This is a genomic window from Actinobacillus minor NM305 (assembly GCF_000175195.1).
In the GTDB taxonomy this organism is placed as follows: Bacteria; Pseudomonadota; Gammaproteobacteria; order Enterobacterales; family Pasteurellaceae; genus Haemophilus_A; species Haemophilus_A minor.
The window spans coordinates 1-603 of sequence record NZ_ACQL01000108.1 but is presented as its reverse complement, the minus strand read 5'-3'; the positions used below and the strand labels follow the sequence as shown (position 1 = coordinate 603).

Genomic DNA, 603 nt, shown 5'->3' with positions numbered 1-603 from the left:
AAGCAGTGGAGACGCTAAACAAAGATAACAAAGATGTGAACTTTGTGAATGGCACAGGCACGACAGCACGTGGAGATGCAAACAAGCATATTACATTTGATGTAAATAAAGCGACCTTAAGCAAAGGTACGGATGGTACAGTAACAGCCAGTGCCCAAGGAGATAATTTTGCAACAGCACAGAATGTTGCAGAGATGATCAACAACACATCAAGTGAACTGAAAAATAAAGGCTTTAGCTTAACGGCGGAAGATAATCAATCGGTGAAAAAAGCCTTGGGCGAAAGTATCGCTGTGGTGGGTGATGAGAACATCAATACGACAGTGAGTGCAGGTAAGTTAGAAGTTCAGTTAAGTAAAAACTTGAATGTAACTAGCGTAAATGCTACCACGGTGAATGCAACGACAGTGAAAGCGGGTGATACCACCGTGACGAATGATGGTGTTACGATAGCCAATGGAGCGGCAAATAGCCCAGTGAGCTTAACTAAATCAGGATTGAACAACGGCGGCAACAAAATCACTAATGTTGCAAATGGCACGGTAGGCGCAGACAGTAAAGATGCGATTAACGGTGGTCAGTTGCATGATGTGATTAGTAAAG

Annotated in this window: 1 pseudogene; it reads left to right on the top strand. The window is 43.1% G+C overall.

Going from position 1 to position 603, the window contains the following annotated elements:
- Positions 1-603 (top strand): annotated as a pseudogene (locus tag AM305_RS08515) (hypothetical protein); the annotation flags it as partial.